We start from the raw sequence: 19,404 nt of genomic DNA, 5'->3' as shown, positions 1-19,404 counted from the left end.
AGTTGAGAAAAGGAGCGCGGACGCATGGGAGTGGATAAAAAATATATGCCGACCATTATGATTATTTTAGTGGGAACGTTTGTGGGTTCGCTTACCCAGACGCTCCTTACGTCCGCGCTGCCGAAGATCGTTGCCGACCTTGGGATATCGGTAGGCCTTGGGCAATGGCTCACGACAATTTATCTTCTCGTGATTGGAATAATGGTGCCGACAACTTCTTTTTTGATCGGAAGGTTTTCTACGCGCCAGTTGTTTTACACCTGTATGTCGTTTTTTTTCACCGGTTCCCTGCTGGCGCTCTTTTCCGGAAATTTTGCCATGCTGCTTTCGGGACGTGTATTGCAGGCGGTAGGAACCGGGATACTGTTCCCGCTTTTGAATGTGATCGTCCTCGAGCTTGCGCCCTTAAGCCGACGCGGCTTTGCAATGGGAATCGTGGGACTTGCCGTCAGTTTTGCGCCCGCGATTGCGCCGACGCTGTCCGGATGGCTGAATGATACATATGGATGGCAAAGTATTTTCCTGCTGCTTTCCGTGTTTTCCGGGGCGATTTTATTATGCGCCGCCTTCCTGCTGAAAAACGTAAAGAGGGAGGAATTTTCGGGACCGCTCGATAAGCTTTCGATCCTCCTTTCCTACTACAATAATTTATGGATAGGATATGGCAGCCAGCCATACGCCTTTCCATCCCATAGTCTAAGCTACAATAAGGGGAGTAATTGGTCTGACGACTCCTTTCTTGGGTCTACACGCCCGTACGTGAGACAGTCAGCCATCCTCTTGTTGCAGCGTTCGTTTTGCAGGTAGAGCCACCACTCGTGCGTTCGTGTCACTCAGTAGATTGAATAGGCAATGGGTAAGAGATGGGCACCGATTACAATACATCAATCAGGAGGAATACTTATGAACGCTGTCGGTATCGACATTTCCAAAGGCAAGTGCATGGTTGCTATCCTGCGTCCCTTCGGTGAGGTGGTTGCTTCACCTTTTGAAATTCAGCACACCGCTCATGAACTCAGACGTTTGGTTGAACGTCTGAAAAGTTTGGACGGTGAAACCCGCATTGTTATGGAGCATACTGGCAATTACTATCTGCCTGTCGCCAGGCATCTGCACGAAGCCGGCCTCTATGTGTCCGTTGTCAATGCTATTCTTGTACATGACTACGGTCAAAATTCCCTTAGACGGGTCAAAACGGACAAGATAGATGCTGTTAAAATCGCCAGCTATGCTCTAAGCCATTGGCTTGATCTTCCGCAATATGCGCCGGAAGAAGACGTTCGCCACATGCTTAAAACCTGCGCCCGCCAGTGCAACCAGTACGTTAAGCAGAGTGTTATGCTTAAAAACAGCCTCATCGCTTTGCTTGACCAAACCTTTCCGAGTGTCAACATGCTGTTCTCCAGCCCGCCCCGCAAGGGGGACGGTCACGAAAAATGGATTGACTTCGTGGGTAAATTTTGGCATTTTGAATGCGTCAACAGCCTTTCCAAAAACGTTTTTACCCAGCGCTATCAAAAATGGTGCAAAAGAACAGGTTACAACTTTCTTTCCACTAAGGCCGCTGCCATCTACGATTTCGCCTGCATACAAGTCAGTACACTGCCTCGAAGCACCTTTGCCAAACAGCTTATTACTCAAGCTGTGTCGCAGCTTAACTCCCTATCGGAAACGCTGGCTCTGATTCGGCAGCAGATGCTTTCCCTTGCCTCCGGCTTGCCGGAATTTCCTGTTGTCATGGCTATGCAAGGGGTCGGCAATGTGTTAGGACCTCAACTCATGGCTGAAATTGGCGATGTGCGACGTTTCAACCGTAAGCAGTCGCTGGTTGCTTTTGCCGGTATCGACGCACCGCCTTTCCAGTCCGGCGCCTTTGAAGCACAGAGTACCGGCATTTCCAAACGAGGTTCTTCCTCACTCAGAAAGACGCTTTTTCAGGTCATGGACTGCCTGCTCAAACACGCGCCCTCTCATGATGCTGTATTCCAATATCTTGACAAAAAACGCGGCGAGGGTAAGCATTATTACGTCTACATGATGGCAGGAGCCAACAAGTTCCTGCGTATCTACTACGCACGGGTTAAGGAGCATCTAGGCAGTTTGGCGGTTCAGTAGCCCACATATTCTTTTTGCTTGGCTTACCAGCTTATTTCAGGGTGGTTTTATTTGATGTTCCATTTTTTACCTTTCATTTTTTATTCATTTCCGGCTTGACTTTTCTTTGCAGGTCTCATGCGGATTCGGCGGCCTGCTGCTGGCGTTTACAAGCCTCTCGGACTATAGCTTTTTCCATCCGCTCGTAATCGTGCCGCTGGCAGCCGGCATCCTTTCGCTTGTCTTTTTCGTGCGGAGGCAGCTTCGGATCGCAAATCCGCTGCTTGACGTGCGCATTTTCAAAAACCGGGATTTTGCGGTAGGAACCACGCTGATATCGCTTTACTATTTCGCGTTTCTTGGAATGGGGATCGTGCTGCCCATTTATATCCAGAGCTATCTGGGACAGACCGCCCTTGTTTCCGGCCTGACGCTTCTGCCCGGCGCGTTCTTGATGGCGGTGACCAGCTCTATTTCCGGCTGGATGCTTGACCGCCTGGGCGCGCGGGCTACGCTTATTATTGGCTCGGCTTTCCTTGCCGGCGGGACACTTTTGCTTGTGATGACGGACGCGGGCACGCCGATGGGCGTGCTGGTAGCGGATTACTGCGTGCGCTGCATCGGACTTGGATTCCTTATTATGCCGACGACCACATGGAGCGTGGACTCGCTGGACCTGAAAAAAATGCCGGACGGCGTAGCGATCAACAATACTATGCGGCAGGTGATGGGGGCGATCGGTTCGGCGCTGATGGTAACGGTGATGTCTGCCGCGGCCGCGGGTTCTGGATTTGATTCGCCGATGCGCGCGGGCGTTTACGGGGTGCATATGTCTTTTGTGTTTTCCGCGGTCTTGTGCAGCGCGGCGCTCGTTTTGGCGGTGATCTTTGTACGCGGGACAAAAAAAGAAGCATTCAAAAAAGAACGGCGGAGGAATTGACGAAAAGCGCCGGACCCCAGGAAGCGCGTTCGTGCCGCAGGCTGTACCTGCGGCGTTTTTGTATCTGGTGATTGGCCCCCGGATTACCGGTGCAGGCTGTTTTTACACAGCAAAAAATGAAGCGCACACACGTCTTTTTTTGATTGCGGAAATGCCGATAAATTAATCATTTTCCGGCCAAAATGTGTTATAATATAAGTTGCTTATTTTTTAGCAAATGGAGGTATTATGGAGAAATTTGAACTGCATTCCCGGTATGCGCCGGCAGGCGACCAGCCACAGGCGATCGACGAACTGGTGCGCGGGGTGGAGGAGAATAAAAAGGCGCAGGTACTCCTTGGGGTCACCGGCAGCGGAAAGACGTTCACCATGGCGAACGTGATCGCCCGCACGCAGCGCCCGGCGCTGATCCTTGCGCACAACAAGACGCTGGCGGCGCAGCTCTGCTCTGAATTCAAGGAATTTTTTCCCAACAATGCGGTGGAGTTCTTTGTTTCGTACTACGATTATTACCAGCCGGAGGCGTATATCCCCGGGCGCGACCTTTATATTGAGAAGGACGCGAGCATCAACGACGAAATTGACAAGATGCGCCACTCCGCGACCTCTTCGCTGCTGGAACGGAGGGACGTGATCGTGGTGGCGAGCGTATCGTGCATCTATTCCATCGGCGCGCCGGAGGATTACGGCAAGCTTGCCGTTTCCCTGCGCGAGGGCATGGAATATTCGCGTGAGATGCTGCTCGATAAGCTTGTCTCCATCAACTATACGAGAAACGATACGGATATGTCGCGCGGCACTTTCCGCGTGCGCGGGGAGGTCGTGGAAATTTTTCCGGCAGGACAGAGTGAAAAAGCGATCCGCGTGGAATATTTTGGGGACGAGATCGAACAGATATCGGAGATCGACGCACTGACGGGAAAGAAGCTGAGCATCCTTAAATATATTATTATCTTTCCGGCGTCGCATTACGCGATGGACCATGAAAAGGTGCTTGCGCATCTGCCGGATATCAGGCGCGACCTTTTAAAACAGGCAGAGATGTTCAAGGAACAGGGTAAACTGCTCGAGGCGGAGCGCATCCAGCAGCGCACGATGTACGATATCGAGATGCTCAAGGAGCTGGGCTATTGCTCGGGCATCGAAAACTATTCACGGTATTTTGACGGACGTTCGCCCGGCCAGCCGCCGTACACGCTGATGGATTATTTTCCTGACGATTACCTGTTGTTTGTGGACGAATCGCATGTGACGCTCCCGCAGGTGCGGGCGATGTACAACGGCGACCGGGCGCGCAAGCAGATGCTGGTGGATTATGGGTTTCGCCTGCCGTCCGCATTCGACAACCGGCCGCTCAAGTTTGATGAATTCAACGAGAGGGTGCGCCAGGCGGTGTATGTTTCCGCCACTCCCGCGGAATATGAGCGCGATCTGGCCGGAGGCGATGTGGTGGAACAGATCGTCCGCCCCACAGGGCTTCTTGATCCGGCGATTGAGATCCGCAGGACGGAGGGACAGCTTGACGACCTGCTCGGGGAGATCGGTGAAATCGCCGCGCGCGGTAAGCGCGTGCTTGTGACGACGCTGACCAAACGGCTTGCGGAACGGCTTACCGAATATTATACGGAAATGGGCATCCGCGTGAAGTATATGCACTCGGATATCGATACGCTGGAACGCATCGAGATCGTGCGCGGCCTGCGCCTAGGCGAATTCGACGTACTGGTGGGCATCAACCTGCTGCGCGAGGGACTCGATATCCCCGAGGTGGAACTTGTCGCTATCCTCGATGCGGATAAGGAGGGTTTCCTGCGCAATGAGACGTCGCTGATCCAGACGATCGGCCGCGCCGCCCGCAATGCGGAGGGGCGTGTGATCCTGTATGCGGATACGATTACTCGGTCGATCAAGGCCGCTGTGACCGAGACGGAACGGCGCCGCGCGCTGCAGAGGAACTACAACGAGAAGCACGGTATTACGCCCACGACGATCTCCAAGGACGTGGGCGAAGCGCTGGCCATCTCCCAGAAGGCTGAGGATGAAGACCTTGCGAAGCTGCCGAAGGGAGAGCGCAATATGCGCATCGATTTGCTAACACAGCAAATGAAGCAGGCTGCCGCAGAACTTGAATTCGAGGCCGCGGCAAAGCTGCGGGATATGATCGAGGAATTGAAAAAGAAGTAGGCGGCGGAGAAAAGGATAACGGCGGGAATTAAAAACGGGCCGCGGCCCGGATGCGGCGGAGAGGGTCATACGTCCGAAGGATAGCGGACGCCCCATTCCTTCCTCAGGCTGTCGGTCAGCCGGACGGACTTCAGGCTTTCTTCCAGCGGATAAAGGCTGCTTTCCTTCCTGCCGTGCAGGACGCATTCCATCACATGTGCGATTTCGTATTGGAACCCGTGAGACAGGTAAGGGTCCTCCAGGGTTTCCGTCAGCGTCGTCGAGAGGATATCCGCGTCGTCGTATGCGTAGAGCTTGGCGCGGTTCGGGCACCAGAATTTATCGCCAAGGATGATGAGGCCGTCGTCCCCGTAAAAAACCGCCCGGGAATCGGTGACGATCTCAAAGGAACCCGTCAGGAATGCCGCGCGTCCGCCGCTGTAACGCAGCATCAGTTCGGAATGCGAATCCGCCCCGTTTTTAAGGGAATAGACAGACGCGATGGATTCCGGCGTTTCATGGAAGCCTAGGAACGCCATAGCGAGGGAATACACGCCCACGTCGCGCAGGGCGCCTGCGGATGCGGCGGCGCTTGCCTTCCACATCTGCCAGTCCGGAGCGGCTTTCAACCCAAAGGCTGCCCGCACCGAACGCACCCGCCCGATAGCTCCGGCGTTGATCCATTCGCAGGCCTTTTCGACTGCGGGGAAAAAGCGTGTCCACATGCCTTCCATCAGGAAGACACCTTGCTCCCGCGCCTTTGCGATCATTCGTTCCAACTGGAAGGCGTTGTCAGCCATCGGCTTTTCGCACAGCACGTTCACGCCCGCGTCCAGAGCCGCCATAACCAGCTTGAAGTGGAGATGGTTCGGAACCGCAATATAAACGACATCCGGCCGTGCCGTTTCGAGCATCTCCCCGAAATCGGAGAAGCTCATGTCGAATCCGTGCCGGGTGGCGAAATCCCGCGCTTTTCCGATGCTTGTACCCGTGACCGCGGTCTTCCGCGCCCCGGACACATAAGTCATGCATTCGGCGAAGTTCCCCGCGATATGGCCTGTTCCTACGACGCCCCACTTTACCGCTTCCATAGCGTTTTCCTCCTGCTTGCTGATAGTTCGCATCCTGTATTTCCCTTTATCTTAGCACAGGGCGGAGCGCGCCTGCAATCCATGAAGGCGGATTCGTTAAAATTTGCACCTGCTTCCAAAAAAAGTGCCCCAGCCGGCGGCTGGAAAAAGAGGAGAGAAAAAAGTCGCGAAGCGGCGACTTTTTTGGTAAAATGGGATGTGGCAAGCGGGAAACGGCCTGTTCCGCCGGCAGGATGCGCGGAAAAATGGGTTTGCCGCTGCAGGAAAAAAACCGGATGCCTTTGCGGCAAGCCTGTGGGAGCGGGCCGGAGGAAAGTCCTGGAGGGACGGCAGCTTTTCCCGAGCATGCGGGCGTTTGGCCGCGGAGCATGCGCCGAGAGGCTGTAATATAGACAAACGGAGGAAAAATGGACTATTTACGCATCAAGGGTGCGCGGGAGCATAATCTGAAAAATATAGACATCACTCTCCCGCGCGATAAATTTATTGTGATTACCGGGCTTTCGGGCAGTGGAAAATCGTCGCTTGCGTTCGATACGATCTACGCGGAGGGACAGCGGCGGTATGTGGAATCCCTCTCTTCCTATGCGCGGCAGTTCCTGGGACAGATGAAAAAGCCGGATGTGGACCTCATTGAGGGGCTTTCGCCTGCAATTTCCATCGACCAGAAGACGACCGCGCGCAATCCGCGCTCCACGGTGGGGACGGTAACGGAGATACACGACTATTTAAGACTGCTTTACGCACGGGCGGGCGAGGTATATTGCACGAAGTGCGGCAAGAAGATTTCGCGCCAGACCGTGGACCAGATGGTGGATCAGGTGATGAAGCATCCCGAGGGCACGAAGCTGATGATCCTTGCCCCCGTAATCCGTGCGAAAAAGGGCGAGCACAAGAAGGTGCTCGAAGGCCTTGCGAAGGAAGGCTATGTGCGTGCGGTGGTGGACGGAGAAACGGTGGAGCTTGATACGGAGATCAAGCTGGAAAAGCAGAAGAAGCATTCGGTCTCCGCAGTGGTGGACCGCATTATCGTGAAGCCGGAAAGCGCAAAGCGCGCGGCAGACTCCATCGAAATGGCACTGAGGATGGCGGACGGCCTTGTGATCGTCCGCAATATGGATACGGGCAAGGAAACCCTGATGAATGAAAACTTTGCCTGCGCGGACTGCGGCGTGAGCATCGAAGAGCTTTCCCCGCGGATGTTTTCCTTCAACAGCCCGTTCGGCGCCTGCCCGGAGTGCACGGGCCTCGGCATGCTGCTGAAGATCGATCCGGACCTCATCGTGCCGGATAAGACGAAGACGCTGCGCGAGGGAGCGGTAAAGGCCTCGGGATGGAATTTCGGTACGGTCGGGACAATTGCTAAAAATTATCTCGATGCGATGATGAAGCGCTATCATTTCGATATGGATACCCCTTACGAGGACCTGCCGGCCGAGGTGAAGCACGCGCTTTTATATGGTACGGACGGGGAAAAGCTGCGCGTGGAATATGACGGAATGGGCGGTTCCGGCCATTATAACGCCGCTTTCGAGGGCATCATTCCCAATCTCGAGCGGCGGTACGCAGAGACAACCTCGGAATACATGAAGGGCGAGATCGAAGGATATATGGTGGAAACGCCGTGCCCCGTATGCCGCGGGCAGCGCTATAAGCCGGAAACGCTCGCCGTGAAGATCGGCGATAAGAACATTGCCGAGCTTTCGGATATGTCGATCCGTGCGGCGCGCGAATATGTGAATACCGTGAAGCTCAGCAGCAAACAGAAGATGATCGCGGAGCGCGTTTTAAAGGAACTCAACGCGCGGTTCGATTTTCTGATTAACGTAGGGCTCGATTACCTTACGCTTTCCCGCGCGGCGGGAACGCTTTCGGGCGGTGAGGCGCAGCGTATCCGCCTGGCGACGCAGATCGGCAGCGGACTTATGGGCGTGCTGTATATCCTCGACGAACCGAGTATCGGCCTGCACCAAAAGGACAACGATAAGCTTCTCGCGACGCTGAAAGGGCTCCGGGATATTGGAAACACGCTGATCGTGGTAGAGCATGACGAAGAAACGATGCTGAACGCCGACCACATCGTGGATATCGGGCCGGGAGCGGGGGCGCACGGCGGCAAGGTGGTCGCGGAAGGCACGCCGGAGCAGATCATGGCGAATAAAAAAAGCATCACCGGGCAATACCTGTCCGGAAAAAAGCTGATTCGCATCCCGGCGAAGCTGAGGAAGCCGAAAAAATGGATCACCGTACGCGGCGCAAAGGAAAACAACTTGAAGGATATCGACGTTTCCTTCCCGACAGGCGTAATCACCGCGGTAACGGGCGTATCGGGCAGCGGAAAATCTTCGCTGGTGAACCATATCCTGAAAAAGGCGGCGATGCAGAAATTTTATCATTCCAAAGACCGGCCGGGCAGGCACGACCGCATCGACGGACTGGAGTACGTAGACAAGATCGTGGATATCGACCAGTCGCCTATCGGCCGGACGCCGCGTTCCAATCCGGCGACGTATACCGGCTTGTTCGATATAATCCGCGATATTTTCGCCATGACACAGGATGCGAAGGCGCGCGGATACCAGAAGGGAAGGTTCTCCTTTAACGTTAAGGGCGGACGCTGCGAAGCGTGTCGCGGCGACGGTATCATCAAGATTGAAATGCACTTCCTGCCGGACGTATATGTGCCGTGCGAGGTATGCAAGGGACAGCGTTATAACCGTGAGACCCTTGAAGTGCGCTACAAGGGCAAAAATATTTTTGAAGTGCTGGATATGACGGTGGAAGAGGCATACAAGTTCTTCGAGAATATCCCGCGCATCGAAAGCAAGCTGAAGGTACTGCTGGACGTGGGGCTTTCCTATATCAAGCTGGGACAGCCCTCGACCACGCTTTCGGGCGGAGAGGCGCAGCGTGTGAAGCTTGCCACGCACCTTGCGAAGAAGCAGACGGGAAATACGCTCTTTATCCTCGACGAGCCCACGACGGGCCTGCACATGGACGATGTGAAGCGCCTTGTGAAGGTCCTGAACCGCCTTGCGGACAAGGGCAATACGGTGGTGGTCATAGAACATAACCTCGATGTCATCAAGAGTGCGGATTACATCATCGATATGGGGCCGGACGGCGGCGACAAGGGCGGTACGGTGATTGCCAAGGGCGCACCCAAGGAGGTTGCGGAAACGCCGGGCAGCTATACAGGAGAGTACCTGAAGCGCATTTTCGACAATGCGACCCCCGAGCATTATTTGCAGCCCAAGAAGAAATAAACCGCCGGGGGCCAAAAGCAGGGCGGATATCAAAAAAGGTCCCGGCATGCGGCCCGCGGCCCTAAAAACGGACATTGAAGAAAAGGGCCTCCATTTCCGGAGGCGGATTTACTTTGCGGGGCGGACCGTGGTATAATCAGGGAGCCATAGAAGGAGGCCGGAAACTACATTTCACCAAACAGGTAATTGCTATTGTTCTCCGCAAGCCGGGACACCCCGGTGTTTTTCGATGAAACGGAGGATAAACTTATGAGATTTCTGGTAGACCCGCATACGCATACCATTTCAAGCGGGCATGCACGCTCCACGGTCAGGGAAAATGCGCTTGCGGCAAAGCAGGCGGGAATGGAAGGGATTTGCTGTACGGATCACGGTCCCGCAATGGAGGGAGCCGCCGTGGAGTTTCTTGTGACTGTGCTTTCGGGGGGACCTGAATTTATCGAGGGAGTGCGCGTTGTGAACGGAACGGAAGCAAACATCCTGGATTATTCGGGCCGCCTCGATATTTCGGACCGGTACCTGGAATATACGGATTTTGCGATCGCCTCGATCCACGACGGAATCGTTATGCCCGGAAGCAGGACGCAGCACACGGAAGCGATGCTTGGGGCCCTCGGCAATCCGTATATCGACGTGATCGGGCATCCGGGAAACCCGCGCTTTGAAGCGGATGCGGAAGCGGTTGTAGAAGCGGCAAGGCGTATGAATAAGCTGATTGAGATCAACAACAATTCGTTTATATACCGAAAAGGATCGCGGCCGAACTGCCTGGAATTCCTGCGCCTGTGCAAACAAAAGGATGTGCGTATCACGGTCTCGTCCGATGCGCATATTTGTTATAAAATCGGCTGTTTCGAGCATGCCGTCCGCATACTGGGGGAGACGGGATTTCCGGAGGAGCTTGTTGTCAGCCGCAATCTCGCGGCATTCAGCGAATATCTGTGCGAGCGGAGAACGCGGATCGAAACGGCCTGCAAACGCGGGAAAGCGGAAAAGGAGACACGGTGACGGATTTGCACAACAACGGAATTTCTGTTACGGCCTGGGGCCCGTTTTCCATGGGCATCAGGCGGAAGACCGCTGGCGGAGTAGACCGGCGGGGAATACGGCAAGACGCCCGCGCAGGCAACGCTGCGGCGGCACCTTAAAGGGGCGTCAACGTATCCCGAAATACCGCATCGTGGAAAACGCAGGGCTATTTGATCTTAGGCTTTCGGCAGAGAATATGAAAAGGATCGACGGCCTTGGCAGGAGACTGCCGTTCGGACGCGATCCCGATGTGTTTGGCGGACATATCGGCTGAGAACGCTTTTTCAGCCGGCGTAATGGACCTTGCGCGGATCGAAAAGATCGCGGGGGTCCTTGTGTTCAGCGGGATAGCCAAGAGAGACGATGGAAAAGGGGACGAGCGCTTCCGCAAGGCTGAAGTATTCGCGGAGCGCCTGCGCGCGCCCTCCGTTTGGCCATACGCCCAGCCAGACGCTTCCAAGGCCGAGGGCGGTCGCGGCAATGAGTATATTCTGCGTTGCCGCTGCGCAGTCCTGTATCCAGTAATCGGGGTTCCCGGGATAGGCGAGATTCATATCGCCGCACACCATGATGGCGGCGGAAGCCTCGCGCAGCATGTCGGCGTTCCCGGGCTTCAGCTCTATGATCTTTTCCATATGTTCCCGGCCGCGGATGACAACGAACTGCCAGTCGAGGTTATTCACGCAGGTAGGCGCGGCCATTCCCGCCTTGAGCAGCAGGCTGACAGTATCGTCCGCTACCTGCCGCGGGGTATATTTGCGGATACTCCGCCTGGTGAAAATTGCTTCCAGTGCATCCATATTGATTCCTCTCCTGTTTCCAATGAAATAAATGGAACGGCGGGCTCAGACGAGGAGAAGCTCGATTTCCATCTGGCCGATGTAATCAAGCCATTCTTCACTGAGTCCTTTGTCCGTAATAATCATATCGAATTCCGTCAGATTGGCGAACATGGCCGGACATACTTTATCGAATTTAGAAGAGTCTGCAAGCAGAATCTTTGTGAGCGCCGAAGCGATCGCCGCCTTTTTGGTTTCGATCTCGTATTGATCGATGCAGGTGACCGCCATTTTGCTGCTGATACCGGCAGCCGAAATAAATGCCTTGTTGGCGCACGTCCTTGAGATCAGGGAAATGCCCTCCGGACTCTGGAACATCTGCGTGTTGGAGTGGTAGTAACCGCCGCCGCAGATGATTTTTGTGTTTTTCTTTTGGTTCAGCTCAATGAGAATATTCATATTGTAGCACAGCGCGGTGAGCGCCGCCGCTTCGGGGATGAAGCGCGCGAGCTGCTCTGTCGTCGTGCCGGTATCGATCACGATTACGTCGTTCGGCTCGAGGAGGGAAGCGGCCTTTGCGCCGATCCGCTCTTTTTCGGACCTGTGGGAAAGATGCTCGGCCGAAAGGTTGTATTCTTTATTGAGGATTGCCTCTCCCTCTGTTTCGTTCGCGGGATGGTATATGGCCACGCCCTGGATCAGCGTAACGAGACGGCTTGCGCTCAGCACTTCAAGGTCCCGCCGGACCGTCATTTCCGAAACCTCAAGCTCGGAGGACAGTTCCCGGATGGAAGCGCCGTTGCGCATCTTCAATATTTGCATGATACGGTTGAGCCGGTCTGCTTTCTTACTCATGACGTTTCTTTCTTGTTTAACAAAAATTTTCTTAAGTATAGCGCAGCCTGTGAAAAAAGTAAAGAAAAATCTCGAAAACCATCCAAAAATGTGATAATAACATCAAAAAGTGTTAGTTTAAGCAACAATTTGTTGCTGAAACTATGATTTTAAAGCAAAAATTAAACGGCTGAAAAGAAAATGGATAAGCGGATATCAAGGAAAAATGCCTTTAAAAGGGGGAAAAATAACATATTATCCGCATAAAAGTATAAACTTAATAACAAATATCGAAAAAATAACAAAAAATGTTGACACATCTGACTTAATAGGTTAAGATTAAGTTGCGATCACGAATAAGTGAAAATAAATCCCAAGCAGTGGTTAAGAACCTAAACGTTTTTAACCACTGCTTTTTTTATCTTAAAATACTATTCCTGTCCATTTTTAATTTATTTCTCTTTTGAAAAGGAACTGTTAAAAAACGTTTACCTTTTAACCCGGAAGTCACGAAACAAAACAATTCAGAAACGGCATCAATCATATTGCAATAAAAGGGGGAGTAGAAAATGGATGCAGAAGTAAAGGAAACAAAAAGGATGAGCCCGCTCAAAAAAGCCGCAAGCGTAAACGAGTTTGGTATCCTCATTGCGCTGATTGTATTGTGCGTGGTCCTGGGCCTTGCGAATCCTGTGTTTTTTACCTTCGGGAACGCAATGAATGTGCTCCGGCAGATCACGCTGGTTGCCATTATGGCAGTTGGTGAAGCATTTATCATTATTACGGGGGGCATCGACCTTTCCGTAGGCAGTACGATGACCCTTTCGGGAATCATGATGGCCTTCTTCGTGGCCTCGGGCGTCGATCCGACGGCCGCGCTGGTCCTGACGCTCGGCGTGGGACTCCTGTGCGGGCTGTGCAACAGTTTGCTGATCGTAAAGCTGAACCTCAACGCATTCATTACGACACTCGCGACCATGAACATCATTAAGGGCTTTGCCTATCTCGTTACGGGCGGCCTGCCGATCAAATTCGATTCCTATATCAACTTTATCGGCAACGGTACGATCGGCGGTGCGGACGGTGTTCCGGTATCCGTCATCATCATGTTTGCCGTCATTATCGTCGGCCATATCCTGCTTAACCGCACAGTGTTCGGCAAAAAGGTTTTTGCAGTGGGCGGAAACGAGCGTTCGGCCAAGCTTTCCGGTATCCGCACGGAGCGCGTAAAGTACACCGTTTACAGCATCGCCGGGGCGCTGTGCGCACTGGCCGGGGCCATCTGCGTATGCAACCTTTCTATCGCGGACAACAGCTCGGGCAGCGGCATGGAAATGGACGTGATCGCGGCGGTGGTAATCGGCGGCGCAAGCCTGTCCGGCGGCAAGGGATCGATTGTGGGCGTGCTGATCGGCGCGGCGATTATGGGTGTGCTCAAAAACGGATTCGTATTATTGAAATTCTCTACCTATTGGCAGATGATTACGCTTGGCGCGGTCATTATCGTCGCGGTAGTGCTCGACGGGATCAGGAACAGGAAAATATAAGCTGTACGGGGGAGGAATAAAAAATGGATCAAGATATGTTGATCGAACTCAAAAACGTATCCAAGCATTTCCCCGGCGTAAAAGCGCTGCAGGATGTAAACCTGCAGGTGAAAAAAGGCGAAGTGCATGCAATTCTTGGCGAAAACGGCGCGGGCAAGTCGACGATTATGAACATTATGTTCGGGACCTATCCGCAGACGGAAGGGAAAATTTTTTGGAAGGGAAAGGAAGTACGCTTCCGGACCCCCCTTGACGCGCAGAACATGGGAATCGGAATGGTGCATCAGGAAAATTCGCTGTTCCCCTTCCTCGACGTACAGAACAATATCTTTATGGGGCACTATCCCGCAAGCGGGGCAATGATAAAACGGGATGAAGTAAAGCGCAAAACGGTGGAACTGCTCGAGGAGCTGCATCTCGAGCATATCCGCCCGGGAACGACGGTGGCAGACCTCGGCATGGCAGACAAGCAGCTGATAGAGATCGCCAAAGCGCTTTCCCAGCATCCGGACTTCATTATGTTCGACGAGCCGACCGCCGCGCTCACAAATAAAGAGACCGCGATCCTGATGGATATTATACGCGATCTGAAACAAAAGGGAGTGGGCATCGTTTACGTATCCCACCGCCTCAACGAAATTTTCAAGCTGGCGGACACGGTGACAATCCTGCGCGACGGACAGCACGTCGTCACGGGGCCGGTCGGCGATTTCGACAACGATAAAGTGGTGCAGTATATGGTCGGCAGACAGCTAGACGACCAGATGCACAGCCTGAAAAAGAATGCGAAGCATGGACCGGAGGACAAAACGATCCTCGAGGTGAGGAGCCTTTCCAAGAAAGGAGCGTTCGAGGATGTATCGTTCGAGCTGAAGAAGGGCGAGGTGCTCGGGTTTGCCGGACTGGTGGGCGCGGGCCGGTCGGAAATACTGGAAGCGATCTTCGGGTACGAGCCGGCGGACAGCGGCGAAATCTTTGTGGAAGGGAAAAAGATGAACATGGTCCATCCGCAGGTCGCCACGGAAGCGGGGCTTGGCCTGATCCCGGAGGAACGAAAGGTCAAAGGACTCTTCCTGGAGCTTTCCGTAAGAGACAACATCAATATCGCAACGATCAGGGAATGCAAGACGGGTACGCTCGTCAACCGCAAAAAAGAGATCGAACGAGCGGAACAAAGCGTCAAACAGCTGAATATCAAAACGCCGACCGTGGAAAAGGCGATCATTAACCTGTCGGGCGGCAACCAGCAAAAAGCGATCCTTTCGAGGTGGCTGCTGGCAAAGCCAAAAATCCTGATGCTGGACGAACCGACGCACGGGATCGATGTGGGCGCGAAGGCGGAAATATACAGCATCATCGACAACCTGACCAAAGAGGGCGTATCGGTGATCCTGGTATCCTCGGAGCTTCCCGAGCTGCTGCTTTTGAGCGACCGCATTGCGATCATGTACCACGGGAAAATGACCGGCATCGTTGAGCGCAGCGAGCTTAATGACGACGCGCAGGAGGTCATCATGCGCTACGCAACCGGGCAGGGATGAACGAAAAAAACGGTTTTCCGCGCCGGAAAGCGCGGAGGTAAGAAAAAACATAAATAACGGAGGAGAAAAAAATGAAAAAAGTACTGAGCATTGTGATCGCCGCAGTTATGCTGCTTACATGCGCACTGGCGGGCTGTGCCGCCCAGACGGCAAGCGAGCCTTCCGCGAGCACGGAAGCATCCGCAGAGACGTCCGCATCCGCATCCGCGGAGGAAAGCGCGTCTTCGGAAGCAAACGCGCCGGAGGACGTAGAGATGGTCCCGGTGGACAGCGAGTATGCGCGTGTCGACATGGTAAACAAGGAGCCTGAAAAGCCGCTGCGGCTGGCGTTCCTTTCGCTCCAGAACAATGCGTTCTTCGACCTTGTGGCACAGGGCGCGGAGCTCGGCAAACAGCTGATGGCGGAGCACAATGTGACGGTCGACTATATTGTAATGGGCGACACGATGGACGCGCAGACCGTGAATACGGCAATGGACGCGGCAATCGTCCAGCAGTATGACGGAATCATCGTAACGCCCTTCTCGGTAGGGACGGAAGCGTATATCGACAAGGCTGTAGACGCGGGGATCCCGGTAATCACGCTGTATGGCGAGAGCACCGAGCCAAGCAAAAGGATGCTCTTCATCGGGCAGGATGCGTATTCCGCAGGCAAGATCGTCGGCGAATATGTTGCGGATAAATATCCCGAAGGCGGAAAATACGGTATCGTAACGGGCGTGTTCGGCGTAGAGGTATTTGAAGGACGCAACTCGGGCTTCAAGGACGGCCTTGCGAAAAACGGAGCGAAATGGGAAGAAGTAGGCATCATGGAATCGGGCGACAGCGCGGACAAGGTATATTCGATCACGAAGGATTACCTGACGGCGAACCCGGACCTCAAAGCGGTCTATGTATCCTCAGGCGGCAACTATGGCGCATCCAAGGCAATTGAAGAAAAAGGACTTTCGGACCAGGTGATCTCTGCCGGGCATGACGAGGTCCCGGACAACCTCGAATATGTTGCCGACGGCCAGATGGTCGTTATCAGTCAGGACACGATGGGCGTCGCGGTCTCGAGCCTGATCTATATGTACAACTACCTCGTAGGCGGCGTTGAGCCGGAATCCGACGTGATCCCGTCCAACTCCTTCATGATCGACAAAGACAACGTTTCGGATTATCTTTGATGATCCGGGAGAGCAATAGTCCTACCTAAGCTGAGGGACGGCGCCGCTTCGAACAACAATGGCATCCGGGGCGGCGCACACGTCCCGCCACCCACAAAAAATTTAAAAGGAGAACAGGAAAAATGGCAAAGAAAAGATATATGATGGTAAACGAACTGAAACCCGAGCATGTGGAAGATTACAAACGGCTGCACAAAACATGCATGGAAACCAAATTCAACGGACAGCCCCAGGCAATGTGGGATTCCGGAGCAACGGAAACGCTGGTCTACATTTATAAGAATTTCAGCATTGTGTATATCGAGACGGAGCTCGAGCTGGACGAAGTGTTTGAGCGCCTCGGCAAGACGCACTCTAACGAAATCTGGCAGGAAGAAGCGAATCCGTGGTTTGCCGTACCCACGACTTTCGACGGCGCGCAGGAAGCGCAGTATCTTGAGAAAATTTTTGATTCCACACAGATGATGAACGGGGAATTCAACGAATTTTAAAAATCAGGTTCAGGAAAGGGGACAAAGAGTATGACTAAGGTTGCCGTTGTCGGAAGCCAGTTCGGGATCCATTTTTTCCGCCCGAAGGCGCTTCCGGAAAAAGGCGAAACAGTGATGGCGCAGTCCTACAACAGCGAGATTGCGGCGAAAGGACTTGATACGGCAGTGGGCTGCCATAGGCTGGGGGTCCCGACCGCTTATTGCGGTTGTGTCGGCGAGGATGAATTCGGGAAACGCACATTTGAATTCATGGACGACGAAAACATGACAACAAAATACGTGGTCGTCGATAAAAACAGCTTTACAGGCGTCGGCACCTGCATCATCGAGGACGGCGGACAGAATTACGTGATCGTTGCGCGCGGCGCGAACGATGCAATTTCAAAGGAAGATATAGACAAATTTGAGCGGGAAGGCCTGTTTGACGAGATCGAATACATGGGTACCGGCCTTGAAATCAATCTCGAGACTATGGCGTATGCCGTGAAGAGGGCGCATGCGCACGGCGTAAAGGTATTGCTTGACCCGGCGCCCGTCGCGGAGTTTGATGAATCGATCTATCCCTGCCTTGAGTTTATTAAGCCGAATGAGACGGAAGCATCCGCGCTTACGGGGATCGATGTGACGAACGAACAGAGCGCGATTCAGGCCGCCAGATGGTTTCTCGCAAAGGGCGTGAAGCATGTGATCGTCACGCTGGGGGCGAACGGCGTGGTATTCGTTGACGATACGCACGAACAATATATTCCGTCCTTCAAGGTGAAGGCGGTGGATGCGAGCGGCGCGGGAGACACATTCGGCGGCGCATTCCTTGCGGGGATGGCAAAGGGCTATGACATTGCGGACGCGATTGTATTTGCAAACGTGGCTGCGGGCATCAGCGTTACGAAGGTCGGCTGCATCGAATCGATGCCGCGCCTTGACGAAGTGGAACAGTTTATCAAGGACAACAACATAATACTCGCGTCGGCGAAATAACGGGAAACGATTAAATTTTATCGCTGCGCGGCAACGGGATGGGAAATGAGTTACAGCCGTTTTTCACACCGGCTTGTTTCGTGATGCGATTTATGGAGGGAAAAGAAATGAAAGCAAACGACATTTTGAAGCATGTGGACCATACGCTGCTGAAAGCGGATTCCACCTGGGAGCAAATCCAGAAGCTGACAGAAGAAGCGATCGAGAATAAAACCGCTTCCATCTGTATTCCGCCTACCTATATCAAACGGGTAAACGATAAGTACGGCGACAAGATCAATATCTGTACGGTCATTGGTTTTCCGCTCGGGTACAGCGTGACGGCGGCCAAAGTAGCGGAGGCCAAGCAGGCGATCGCGGACGGGGCAAACGAAGTGGATATGGTTATCAACATCTGCGACGCGAAAAACGGGGATTTCGGAAAGATCGAGGATGAGATCAGGGAGATCAAGGCTGCGTGCGGCGATAAGATCCTTAAGGTTATTATCGAAACGTGCTACCTGACCGAAGATGAAAAGATTGCCATGTGCAGGGCGGTAACGAATGCAAAAGCGGATTATATCAAGACTTCCACGGGTTTTGGCACGGCCGGAGCGACGATTGAAGACATTATTCTTTTCCGTGAAAATATCGGACCGGATGTCAAGATGAAAGCGGCCGGCGGGATGAAGACCTATGAAGACATGCTGGCTTTCCTTGCGGAGGGCGCGGATCGTCTTGGCACCAGCTCGGGCGTAAAGCTTGTACTGGAGCATGAAGCGAAATAAAAGAGGACCAAATTTTCAGGAGGATAATCAAGATGACTAAAATTACACGCGAAATCGTCGAACAGGGCATTGACGCCTCGATCGGCGCGGCGCCGGCGCCCACGGTGGAACAGGTAACGGAATTTGCAAAATCGACGATTCCCTACAACTTTGCGGCAATCGCGATCGAACCCTTTTATGTGCCCTATGTTGCGCCTATGTATCATGAGGCAGGCAAAAAGATTTGCGCACTGTGTAACTATCCGCTCGGCGGAATGACTTTTGAGGATAAATACGCACAGGCCAAGCAGGCGATTGCGGATGGCGCGGACGAGCTTGACTGCGGGATCGACATCAGTGCGTTCATGTCGGGGAACTATAAGAAGGTGGAAGAAGACTTCAAGCCGATGCTCGAGCTTGCGGACGGCAGGGTGATAAAATGGCTGTATTTTTGCAGCCTGATGACCGAAGACCAGCAGCTTAAGTGTGTGGAAATCGCGGTTAAGCTGGGCGTTCCCTTCCTTAAGACAAACCCGGGGTACGGATTTTCGACGACGCTTGGCAACGTGCGGCTTGTGAAGAAGAATTTTGGGGATGCCATCAAGATTATGACGTCGGGCGGCGTGCGGACGACGGAGGATGCGGTCGCCATGATGGAAGCGGGAGCTTCGCGGATCGCGACGAGCTCGGCGTTCAAGATCATGGAAGGCTTTGACCAATAAGAAAGGTGGGAAAA

17 protein-coding genes are annotated in these 19,404 nt (G+C 53.6%); 14 read left to right on the top strand and 3 right to left on the bottom strand.

Annotated elements, in window-relative coordinates; genetic code table 11:
• Window positions 1-24: 24 nt before the first annotated feature.
• The 4 genes from B1H56_RS06555 (at window position 25) to uvrB (ending at window position 5,218) form a co-directional block, all read left to right on the top strand.
• The gene (locus B1H56_RS06555; protein ID WP_066651159.1) at window positions 25-807 is read left to right on the top strand and encodes an MFS transporter; all 783 of its coding nucleotides are present in this window, start codon (window positions 25-27) and stop codon (window positions 805-807) included.
• 96 nt (window positions 808-903) lie between these two features.
• Window positions 904-2,115, top strand: coding sequence for an IS110 family RNA-guided transposase (locus tag B1H56_RS06550; protein ID WP_066523776.1), 1,212 nt, complete (start codon window positions 904-906; stop codon window positions 2,113-2,115).
• Window positions 2,116-2,221: 106 nt separating this feature from the next.
• Window positions 2,222-3,034: an MFS transporter gene (locus tag B1H56_RS06545; protein WP_066651120.1), complete on the top strand. Its 813-nt coding sequence runs from the start codon at window positions 2,222-2,224 to the stop codon at window positions 3,032-3,034.
• A gap of 228 nt (window positions 3,035-3,262) precedes the next feature.
• On the top strand, window positions 3,263-5,218 hold the full coding sequence (gene uvrB, locus B1H56_RS06540; RefSeq protein ID WP_066517581.1) for an excinuclease ABC subunit UvrB: 1,956 nt from the start codon (window positions 3,263-3,265) through the stop codon (window positions 5,216-5,218).
• A 65-nt stretch (window positions 5,219-5,283) separates the two neighbouring features.
• Here the strand turns inward: uvrB and B1H56_RS06535 are convergent, their stop codons facing one another.
• On the bottom strand, window positions 5,284-6,288 hold the full coding sequence (locus tag B1H56_RS06535; protein ID WP_066517584.1) for a Gfo/Idh/MocA family protein: 1,005 nt from the start codon (window positions 6,286-6,288) through the stop codon (window positions 5,284-5,286).
• Between the two features lie 407 nt (window positions 6,289-6,695).
• Between B1H56_RS06535 and uvrA the strand changes: the two genes are divergently transcribed.
• The 3 genes from uvrA to B1H56_RS14950 all read left to right on the top strand — a co-directional run bounded on the left by uvrA (window position 6,696) and on the right by B1H56_RS14950 (window position 10,857).
• On the top strand, window positions 6,696-9,554 hold the full coding sequence (gene uvrA, locus B1H56_RS06525; RefSeq protein WP_066517589.1) for an excinuclease ABC subunit UvrA: 2,859 nt from the start codon (window positions 6,696-6,698) through the stop codon (window positions 9,552-9,554).
• Window positions 9,555-9,803: 249 nt separating this feature from the next.
• On the top strand, window positions 9,804-10,562 hold the full coding sequence (locus B1H56_RS06520) for a phosphatase (RefSeq protein WP_066519156.1): 759 nt from the start codon (window positions 9,804-9,806) through the stop codon (window positions 10,560-10,562).
• A gap of 172 nt (window positions 10,563-10,734) precedes the next feature.
• Complete coding sequence (locus tag B1H56_RS14950) at window positions 10,735-10,857, top strand: hypothetical protein (RefSeq protein ID WP_258106812.1); 123 nt, start codon at window positions 10,735-10,737, stop codon at window positions 10,855-10,857.
• A 10-nt stretch (window positions 10,858-10,867) separates the two neighbouring features.
• Here the strand turns inward: B1H56_RS14950 and B1H56_RS06515 are convergent, their stop codons facing one another.
• Both B1H56_RS06515 and B1H56_RS06510 read right to left on the bottom strand, forming a co-directional pair.
• A complete protein-coding gene (locus B1H56_RS06515; RefSeq protein WP_308660680.1) occupies window positions 10,868-11,383 on the bottom strand; it encodes a nitroreductase family protein in 516 nt (171 codons plus the stop codon).
• Between the two features lie 45 nt (window positions 11,384-11,428).
• Window positions 11,429-12,217: a DeoR/GlpR family DNA-binding transcription regulator gene (locus tag B1H56_RS06510; RefSeq protein ID WP_066517593.1), complete on the bottom strand. Its 789-nt coding sequence runs from the start codon at window positions 12,215-12,217 to the stop codon at window positions 11,429-11,431.
• A 548-nt stretch (window positions 12,218-12,765) separates the two neighbouring features.
• On the opposite strand from B1H56_RS06510, the gene B1H56_RS06505 reads away from it, so the two are divergent.
• From B1H56_RS06505 to deoC (B1H56_RS06475), 7 genes are all read left to right on the top strand, one after another.
• Entirely contained in the window at window positions 12,766-13,743 is a 978-nt protein-coding gene (locus B1H56_RS06505; protein ID WP_066517595.1) for an ABC transporter permease, read from the top strand.
• 23 nt (window positions 13,744-13,766) lie between these two features.
• Window positions 13,767-15,284: a sugar ABC transporter ATP-binding protein gene (locus B1H56_RS06500; RefSeq protein WP_066517597.1), complete on the top strand. Its 1,518-nt coding sequence runs from the start codon at window positions 13,767-13,769 to the stop codon at window positions 15,282-15,284.
• A 71-nt stretch (window positions 15,285-15,355) separates the two neighbouring features.
• A complete protein-coding gene (locus B1H56_RS06495; protein WP_066517600.1) occupies window positions 15,356-16,453 on the top strand; it encodes a sugar ABC transporter substrate-binding protein in 1,098 nt (365 codons plus the stop codon).
• A gap of 122 nt (window positions 16,454-16,575) precedes the next feature.
• A complete protein-coding gene (locus tag B1H56_RS06490; protein ID WP_066517603.1) occupies window positions 16,576-16,944 on the top strand; it encodes an L-rhamnose mutarotase in 369 nt (122 codons plus the stop codon).
• A gap of 30 nt (window positions 16,945-16,974) precedes the next feature.
• Window positions 16,975-17,922: a ribokinase gene (locus B1H56_RS06485; RefSeq protein WP_066517605.1), complete on the top strand. Its 948-nt coding sequence runs from the start codon at window positions 16,975-16,977 to the stop codon at window positions 17,920-17,922.
• A gap of 107 nt (window positions 17,923-18,029) precedes the next feature.
• The gene (gene deoC / locus B1H56_RS06480; protein ID WP_066517608.1) at window positions 18,030-18,689 is read left to right on the top strand and encodes a deoxyribose-phosphate aldolase; all 660 of its coding nucleotides are present in this window, start codon (window positions 18,030-18,032) and stop codon (window positions 18,687-18,689) included.
• A gap of 32 nt (window positions 18,690-18,721) precedes the next feature.
• Window positions 18,722-19,390: a deoxyribose-phosphate aldolase gene (gene deoC / locus B1H56_RS06475; RefSeq protein WP_066517610.1), complete on the top strand. Its 669-nt coding sequence runs from the start codon at window positions 18,722-18,724 to the stop codon at window positions 19,388-19,390.
• The last annotated feature ends 14 nt before the right edge of the window (window positions 19,391-19,404 follow it).

Origin of the sequence: Christensenella minuta, assembly GCF_003628755.1 — a bacterium.
GTDB lineage: Bacteria > Bacillota > Clostridia > Christensenellales > Christensenellaceae > Christensenella > Christensenella minuta.
Note: the sequence above shows the minus strand (reverse complement) of the source record. Positions and strands in the feature narration are given on the sequence as shown.